The following is a 7808-nucleotide window of genomic DNA, read 5'->3' as shown; positions in this document are numbered from 1 at the left end:
CCGACCGGCTCCAGCGCGACGCCGGCCGCCTCGCAGGCCGCGCGAAGGGCTTCCACAAGCGCCTCCGCCTCGACCATGTGGGCGAAGGGGCCGTCGGCGTCCCGCGGCGTCTGCGCGAAGGTGAGGAAGACCGGGCGCACCGGGTCGGGGAGCCGGCTGTCGCTGATCGCCATCTCGGTGATCGGTGCGGCCGCCGCCCCGAGCCCGTCCCAGATCCCGAGCCGCTCCAGCATGCGCCGGCCGCCCGCCGCGATGGCGAAGGCCCGGCCCCGCTGCCGCACGGCCGCCTGCGCGAGCCCCGGATCGCAGACCGTGACCGCGAGCGCATCCCCGTGCGCCTGGCGCAGGGCCAGGGCCAGCGACAGGCCCGGGATGCCCGCGCCCGCGAGCAGCAGGTGGCGGCTGCCCGGGCGGGTCGTCGAACCCCTCATCGCCTCGTCCTCATCGTTCGTGCATCCCGCCTCGCGGCGTCCCGGCAGTGACACCGCTTCCGCCCGCAGGCAACGCCCGGCGCGGGCGGGCGGTCCCGGAGTGGCGCCGTCGCAGGCCGAGCGCGATGGCGGGCGCGATGGCGAGGCGGGCCGTGCGGATGCTATGGCGGAGGCGTCCCCGCCGAGAAAGCCCGCCGCACCGCCATGCCGTCCGATCCCGTCCTGCCGCCCGAGCCGGCCTCGCCGACCAACCCCGACATCGTCGCCGAACTCCTCGCCATCCTCGACCTCGAGCGGCTGGAGACCGACCTGTTCCGCGGCGTCAGCCCGCAGAACGGCTGGAAGCGGGTGTTCGGCGGGCAGGTGGTGGGGCAGGCGCTGGTCGCCGCGACCCGCACGGTGCCGAGCGCCCGGGCGCCGCACTCGCTCCACGCCTACTTCCTCCTCGGCGGCGATCCCAGTGTGCCGATCGTCTACGAGGTCGAGCGCATCCGCGACGGCCAGAGCTTCACCACGCGCCGGGTCAAGGCGATCCAGCACGGCCGCGCGATCTTCGCGATGACCGCCTCGTACCAGGTGACGGAATCCGGCCACGCCCACCAGGCGGCGATGCCCGAGGCGCCGCCGCCGGAATCGCTGCCCGACACCAAGTCCCTGCTCGCCAAGGGCGTGCCCGGCATCCCCGCGGCGGTGGCCGGCTATTTCGGCCGTCCCCGCCCGATCGAGCTGAAGCCGGTCGACCTGCGGCGCTACCTCGAAGGCGGGCCGCAGGCGCCCCTGTGCAATGTCTGGCTGCGCGCGGCCTCGACGCTCCCCGACGACCCGGCGATCCACCAGGCGGTGCTCGCCTACGCCTCGGACATGACCCTGCTCGACGCCACGCTGATCGCCCACGGCTGCTCGGTGTTCGATGCCGACATCCAGTCGGCGAGCCTCGACCACGCCCTGTGGTTCCACCGCCCGTTCCGGGCCGACGACTGGCTGCTCTACGCGCAGGACAGCCCCAACGCGGCGGGCGCCCGGGGTTTCGCCCGCGGCCAGATCTTCTCGCGCGACGGGACGCTGGTGGCGTCGGTGGCGCAGGAGGGCCTGATCCGCCCGCGGTCGGCCTAGTTTCGCGCCAAACCCTTCGGCGGCGGCCTTGGTGGCCGTTCGATTGAGCTTCGATCGAGCAAGATGCCTTCTCAGTAGGCATCTACTGCTCAGCTTGCGCCCGCCGCCGCGCCAGTGCGCGACCAATGCGTGTGCATTCGGGACGGATGCGAAAAGGTTCCCGAAAACGTCGGCCCTGGCATAGTCCTTGAATGACGGCCCGGCGATCGCGGGGCCATTCCGGCCCTGCGCGACCATTCCCGGACCGGGGCCCCCTGCCGAGCGTCGGCTGCGGCGGACGGTTCCCAAGCCACAGCAGGGGGCGCCACCCATGAAAATCGTGATGGCCATCATCAAGCCGTTCAAGCTGGAGGAGGTGCGCGACGCGCTGACCGGCATCGGCGTGCACGGCCTGACGGTGACCGAGGTCAAGGGCTACGGCCGCCAGAAGGGCCACACCGAGATCTACCGCGGCGCGGAATACGCCGTGAGCTTCCTGCCCAAGCTGAAGATCGAGGTCGCGGTCGCCGCCGACCTGACCAGCACGGTGATCGACGCCATCGCGGGCGCCGCCCGCACCGGCCAGATCGGCGACGGCAAGATCTTCGTCATGCCGCTGGAGAAGGCCGTCCGGATCCGCACCGGCGAGACCGACGCCGACGCGCTCTGAGCGGCCGGCGACAGACGCCGTCCCTCCCTCCATTCTGCCTCGCATCCATCCTGACAGCACCGCGACCCGGGAGTCTCGTGTCCATGAAACTTCGTAACGCCCTCGCGCTCGGACTGGGAGGGGCCGCGCTCGCCCTCGTCCTCGTCGAGCCGTCCCTCGCGCAGACGCCGGTGCCCGAGGCGGCCTCCGCGCCCGCGCCCGCCGCCCTGGTGCCCAACAAGGGCGACACCTCCTGGATGCTGATCTCCTCGGCCCTCGTGCTGATGATGAGCGTGCCGGGCCTGGCCCTGTTCTACGGCGGCCTCGTGCGCACCAAGAACATGCTCTCGGTCCTGACGCAGGTCTTCGCGATCGTCTCGATCGTCTGCCTGCTGTGGGTGTTCTACGGCTACAGCCTCGCCTTCACCAACGGCGGCGGCATCAACGACTTCGTCGGCGGCTTCTCGAAGGCGTTCCTGAAGGGCGTCGACCCGAACTCGACCGTCGCGACCTTCTCCAACGGCGTCGTCATCCCGGAATACGTCTACATCTGCTTCCAGATGACGTTCGCGATGATCACCCCGGCCCTCATCGTCGGCGCCTTCGCCGAGCGGATGAAGTTCTCCGCGCTCGTGGTGTTCACCATCCTCTGGGTGACGCTGATCTACTTCCCGATGGCGCACATGGTCTGGTACTGGGGCGGCCCGGACGCGGTCGGCAACGCCGCCAAGGCCCTGGCTGCCGCCACCGACGACGCCTCGAAGGCGACCGCGCAGGCGGCCCTCGACGCCGTCAACGCCGACGCGGGCTTCCTGTTCAAGAAGGGCGCCCTCGACTTCGCCGGCGGCACCGTCGTGCACATCAACGCGGGCATCGCCGGCTTCGTCGGCTGCCTGATGCTCGGCAAGCGCATCGGCTACGGCCGTGACCTGCTCGCCCCGCACTCGCTGACCATGACCATGATCGGCGCCTCGCTGCTCTGGGTCGGCTGGTTCGGCTTCAACGCCGGCTCCAACCTCGAGTCGAACGGCACCACGGGCCTCGCCATGATCAACACCTTCGTCGCCACGGCGGCGGCGGCGGTGTCCTGGCTGTTCGTGGAGTGGGCGATGAAGGGCAAGCCGTCGCTGCTCGGCATGGTCTCCGGCGCCATCGCCGGCCTCGTGGCCGTCACCCCGGCGTCCGGTTTCGCCGGCCCGATGGGCTCGATCGTCCTCGGCCTCGTCGCCGGCGGCGTCTGCTTCGTGATGTGCTCCACCGTGAAGAACGCGATCGGCTACGACGACTCGCTCGACGTGTTCGGCGTGCACTGCATCGGCGGCATCCTCGGCGCCCTGGCGACGGGCATCCTGGTCGACCCGAAGCTCGGCGGCGTCGGCATCCCCGACTACGCGACCAAGCCCGGCGAGATGGTGCTCGGCACCTACGACATGATGAGCCAGTTCATCATCCAGGCGGAGGCCGTCGGCCTCACCCTGCTGTGGTCGGGCGTCGGCTCGGCGATCCTGTACAAGCTCGTGGACCTGACCATCGGCCTGCGCGTGACCCAGGACGAGGAGCGCGAAGGCCTCGACATCGCCGACCACGGCGAGCGCGCCTACAACTACTGAGCCGTCGACGTCCCCGAGACGTCCAAGGAAGCCCCGGTGCCCCGCACCGGGGCTTCTTTCGTTCCAGCGAGCCGCCGGCGAGCATGCCCATCAGCCCTCCGACGGGTCCGCCGACGGGTCCGCTCGGCGAGACCGGTGCGGAAGCCTGATCCCGAGGCAGGCGATCGCGCCGCGGACCAGTCCTCCGGCGTCGAGCGATTCGCCGATGCAGTCGATCCCGGCTCGTTCCGCCGCCGCTTGGTAACGATGCGTTAACGAAGCGGCACGGAATTCCGGAAGATCAACTCCTGACGGTGCGTTCGGCTGTGGTGCGACGGCAACACATCTTGGCGATAGAACTGTCCAGCTCTGGATTGCCTCTTTGCTAGGCAATTGCCCGCAAGATGTTTTTGCGGAGGTTGGGAACTTTCGGCACCTTGGCCGCAGCAAAAAACAAACGGGGCTCGGACTATGACCTTGAAGCTGTTCCTCCAGGGCGCCACGGCGTCGATCGCCACGCTGCTCTGCGTCGGACAGGTGTCGGCCGCCGACCTGTCGGCTCGGCCCGCCCCGCCGCCCGTGCCGGAAGCCTGCAAGGTCGCGATCACCTTCCCGGCCTATGGCGGCGTGATCAAGCAGAACCCGAACCCGAGCTGCTTCACCATCGGCGGCCTCGGCGAGATCTACGTCGGCGGCGCGGTGACCGGCTACGCCTACACCCAGACCAACCCGTTCAACACGCTCGTCACGCCCCCCGGCGTGCCCAACGACCGCGCCGGCCGCGTCGACTTCTCGAACCTGCAGGGCTTCATCCAGAAGGCCGACGGCCCGTTCCAGTTCTACGTGGCGGTCGGCGCCTACACGATCCCCGGCCTCGGCGCGCCGATCTACAGCGCCTTCGACCAGACCGACCTGCTCTTCACCCCGGTCTCGATCGCGTTCGGCAAGTATCAGATCAACGACGAGTGGTCGCTGCAGGGCGGCCGCATGCCGACCAACATCGGCTCGGAGCTGCCGTTCACCTTCCAGAACCTGAACATCTCCCGCGGCCTGCTGTTCAACCAGGAGAACGTGATCAACCAGGGCGTGCAGGTGAACTACGCCAGCGGCCCGTGGGCGGCCTCGCTGGCTGCGACCGACGGCTTCTTCTCGGGCGAGCTCAACTGGATCACCGGCCTGATCACCTACAAGATCGACGACGCCAACACGATCGGCATCAACGGCGGCACGCACTTCAGCAGCTTCAACTCCGGCCTGCAGAGCCTGCGCTTCCAGTACGCCACCCCCCTGGCGCTGCAGAACAGCAGCATCGTCAGCCTGAACTACACCTACGCGGCCGGCCCCTGGATCGTGACGCCCTACATCCAGTACACCAACGTCGAGCGCAACGCCGCCTTCGGGCTCAACGGCGCCGAGACCTTCGGCGGCGCGATCCTGGCGAGCTACGCCTTCACCGACAACTTCGCGCTCGCCGGGCGCTTCGAGTACATCGCCCAGACCGGCAGCCGCTTCAGCGTGATCCCCGCGACATCCGTGCTGTACGGCCCGGGCAGCGAGGCGCTGTCCTTCACCGTCACGCCGACCTTCACCTTCGGCCAGTACTTCCTCCGCGGTGAATACTCGCGGGTCGAGCTCTACGACATCAGCCGCGGCAACCTCGCCCTCGGCACGCTCGGCACCGGCTTCGGCCGCACCGGCAACCGCACCTCGCAGGACCGCTACATGGTCGAGACCGGCATCACCTTCTGAGGCCGGCACCGCGCGGGACCGCTCATCCGGTCCCGCACTTGCGACCGAACGAAGAAGGGGCGGCGCCGATGCGCCGCCCCTTCTTCGTCTGCGCCTCGTCCGGCCTGCCGGGCGAGGCGGTCCGCGCTCAGGCGGCCTGCGTCAGCGCCGCCTTCTGCTGGGCGAAGGCCCAGTCGAGCCACGGCGTCAGGGCCTCCAGGTCGCTCCGCTCCACCGTGCCGCCGCACCAGATGCGCAGGCCGGGCGGCGCGTCGCGGTAGGCGCCGATGTCGAGGGCCACGCCCTCGCGCTCCAGGGTCTCGACGATGCCCTTGGCGACCCGCTCCACCACGGCGTCGCCCAGCGCGAGCACGTCCGCGTCGGCGATGACGAGGCACACGCCGGTGTTGGAGTAGGTCGCCGGGTCGACCGCGAGGTTGGCGATCCAGGGCGTGCGCGCGACCCAATCGTGGATCACCTTCGCGTTCCCGTCGGCCCGCGCGTGCAGGGCGTCGAGCCCGCCGAGCGATTGCGCCCAGGCGAGCGTGTCGAGGTAGTCCTCGACCGCGAGCATGGAGGGCGTGTTGATGGTGTCGCCGGAGAAGATCCCCTCGATCAGCTTAGCCCCCTTGGTGAGGCGGAACACCTTCGGCAGCGGCCAGGCCGGGACGTGGCTCTCCAGGCGGGCGACGGCGCGGGGCGAGAGCACCAGCATGCCGTGCGCCGCCTCGCCGCCCATCACCTTCTGCCAGGAGAAGGTCACGACATCGAGCTTGTCCCAGTCGAGCGCCTGCGCGAAGGCGGCCGAGGTCGCGTCGCAGATCGTGATGCCCTCGCGGTCGGCGGCGATCCAGTCGCCGTCCGGCACCTTCACCCCGGCGGCGGTGCCGTTCCAGGTGAAGACCACGTCGTTGGCTTTCGTGTCGATCGCCGACAGGTCGGGCAGCACGCCGTAGGGCGTCTGGTGGATGCGGGGGCTGATCTTGAGCTGCTTCAGGGTGTCGGTGACCCATTCGGAGCCGAACGCCTCCCAGGCCGCCACCTCCACGGTCTTCGGCCCGAGCATCGACCACATCGCCATCTCGACGGCGCCGGTGTCGGAGGCCGGGACGATGCCGATTCGGTAGTCGGCCGGCACCCGCAGCACCGCCCGCGTCAGGTCGATCGCCTGCTTCAGTTTGGCCTTGCCCGCGGGCGAGCGGTGCGAGCGGCCGAGCGGCGCGTCGGCCAAGGCCGCCGGCGTCCAGCCGGGGCGCTTGGCGCAGGGGCCGGACGAGAAATGGGGTAAGCGCGGGCGTGTGTCGGGTCGGCGCAACATCAGATCCATCCTTACAGATGGGCGCACCTCGTCGGGGAGGCGTGTCCCGCCGCCGGGATGCGCCGATCCGAGCATCGGCGCAATCATGGGGGGCTTGGAAAAATCTTCACCGGGCGTCCCGGTTCGGCGCCCCCGACGCCGGTCCGGCATCAGATCGGCTCGGATACCGGAATGAAGAGGCCACGAATACAACGCGGATTTCGCACCGCGATCTGCGTATGGCTCTTTTGCTTGAATCCCGACCCGGGATAGAGTTCGCCGCCCTCGGTAAAAATTCCCCTCACCGTATCGTAGGGTTCGAGGTCCAAGTCTTCGTCGCACGATTGATCGATCATGCGTGAAGGCGGTTGATGACGGCGCAGTCCAAAAACCGAAGCAGCTGATCGGAATGCTGGTCGTTCTTAATGTTTTTGTTTTTTGGCAGAGGAAGGTCCGGCGAGCCTGAGGTCCTATTGAGATCTCCGTCGGACTCGCAACCGACGATGCGAAAGATCGGCACGCGATCTCGGTTCTTCGACCATTCGGACGTGACGGACGCACTACCCGCGCGGCTTCCCCATCAGATCCGGCCTGCGCTCGGCGGTGATCCGCTCGGATTCCGCGCGGCGCCAGGCGCGGATCGCGCCGTGGTCGCCGCCGGTGAGGACGTCCGGGATCGTGCGGCCCTCCCAGTCGCGGGGCCGGGTGTAGTGCGGGTATTCGAGGCGTCCGCCCTCAAAACTTTCCTCGTCGCCCGAGGCCGCCTTGCCCATCACGCCGGGCAGCAGGCGCACGCAGGCGTCGACGAGGGTGATCGCCGCGATCTCGCCGCCCGAGAGCACGTAGTCGCCGATCGAGACCTCCTCGAGGCCGCGCCCCGCGATCACCCGCTCGTCCACCCCCTCGAACCGGCCGCAGACGATCACCGCGCCCTCCCCCGCGCTCAAGGCCCGCACCCGCACCTGCGTCAGCGGTCTTCCGCGCGGGGACATGAGCAGGCGGGGCCGCGCGTCGTCCGGGCC

The 7808-nt window shown here is 69.5% G+C and carries 6 protein-coding genes and 2 pseudogenes; 4 read left to right on the top strand and 4 right to left on the bottom strand.

Annotated features, from left to right (window positions below; translation table 11 throughout):
- A pseudogene (locus FV222_RS12240) lies at window positions 1–431 on the bottom strand (2-octaprenyl-6-methoxyphenyl hydroxylase); the annotation flags it as partial.
- Between the two features lie 204 nt (window positions 432–635).
- On the opposite strand from FV222_RS12240, the gene tesB reads away from it, so the two are divergent.
- The 4 genes from tesB to FV222_RS12220 all read left to right on the top strand — a co-directional run bounded on the left by tesB (window position 636) and on the right by FV222_RS12220 (window position 5510).
- On the top strand, window positions 636–1544 hold the full coding sequence (tesB, locus tag FV222_RS12235; RefSeq protein WP_147814433.1) for an acyl-CoA thioesterase II: 909 nt from the start codon (window positions 636–638) through the stop codon (window positions 1542–1544).
- A gap of 310 nt (window positions 1545–1854) precedes the next feature.
- The gene (locus tag FV222_RS12230) at window positions 1855–2193 is read left to right on the top strand and encodes a P-II family nitrogen regulator (RefSeq protein ID WP_147728184.1); all 339 of its coding nucleotides are present in this window, start codon (window positions 1855–1857) and stop codon (window positions 2191–2193) included.
- Window positions 2194–2276: 83 nt separating this feature from the next.
- On the top strand, window positions 2277–3782 hold the full coding sequence (locus FV222_RS12225; protein WP_147750538.1) for an ammonium transporter: 1506 nt from the start codon (window positions 2277–2279) through the stop codon (window positions 3780–3782).
- Between the two features lie 450 nt (window positions 3783–4232).
- Window positions 4233–5510 (top strand): outer membrane beta-barrel protein, encoded by a 1278-nt coding sequence (locus tag FV222_RS12220; RefSeq protein ID WP_147750537.1) that lies wholly within the window; start codon window positions 4233–4235, stop codon window positions 5508–5510.
- Between the two features lie 127 nt (window positions 5511–5637).
- Here FV222_RS12220 and FV222_RS12215 read toward each other — a convergent pair whose 3' ends face one another.
- The 3 genes and pseudogenes from FV222_RS12215 to FV222_RS12210 all read right to left on the bottom strand — a co-directional run.
- Entirely contained in the window at window positions 5638–6807 is a 1170-nt protein-coding gene (locus FV222_RS12215; protein WP_147750536.1) for a phosphoserine transaminase, read from the bottom strand.
- Between the two features lie 149 nt (window positions 6808–6956).
- Window positions 6957–7142 carry a hypothetical protein gene (locus FV222_RS29595; RefSeq protein WP_187275045.1) on the bottom strand — a complete coding sequence of 62 codons (186 nt, stop codon included), beginning with the start codon at window positions 7140–7142 and terminating at the stop codon, window positions 6957–6959.
- 204 nt (window positions 7143–7346) lie between these two features.
- Window positions 7347–7808 (bottom strand): annotated as a pseudogene (locus tag FV222_RS12210) (tRNA (guanosine(37)-N1)-methyltransferase TrmD); the annotation flags it as partial.

This window comes from Methylobacterium sp. WL103 (genome assembly GCF_008039885.1).
Classification (GTDB): Bacteria; Pseudomonadota; Alphaproteobacteria; order Rhizobiales; family Beijerinckiaceae; genus Methylobacterium; species Methylobacterium cerastii.
Note: the sequence above shows the minus strand (reverse complement) of the source record. Positions and strands in the feature narration are given on the sequence as shown.

Bases quoted from the DNA above. Each gene is read 5' to 3' on its own strand.
- tesB (WP_147814433.1), top strand. From the start codon at position 636: ATGCCGTCCGATCCCGTCCTGCCGCCCGAGCCGGCCTCGCCGACCAAC.
- FV222_RS12230 (WP_147728184.1), top strand. From the start codon at position 1,855: ATGAAAATCGTGATGGCCATCATCAAGCCGTTCAAGCTGGAGGAGGTG.
- FV222_RS12225 (WP_147750538.1), top strand. From the start codon at position 2,277: ATGAAACTTCGTAACGCCCTCGCGCTCGGACTGGGAGGGGCCGCGCTC.
- FV222_RS12220 (WP_147750537.1), top strand. From the start codon at position 4,233: ATGACCTTGAAGCTGTTCCTCCAGGGCGCCACGGCGTCGATCGCCACG.
- FV222_RS12215 (WP_147750536.1), bottom strand. From the start codon at position 6,807: ATGTTGCGCCGACCCGACACACGCCCGCGCTTACCCCATTTCTCGTCC.
- FV222_RS29595 (WP_187275045.1), bottom strand. From the start codon at position 7,142: ATGATCGATCAATCGTGCGACGAAGACTTGGACCTCGAACCCTACGAT.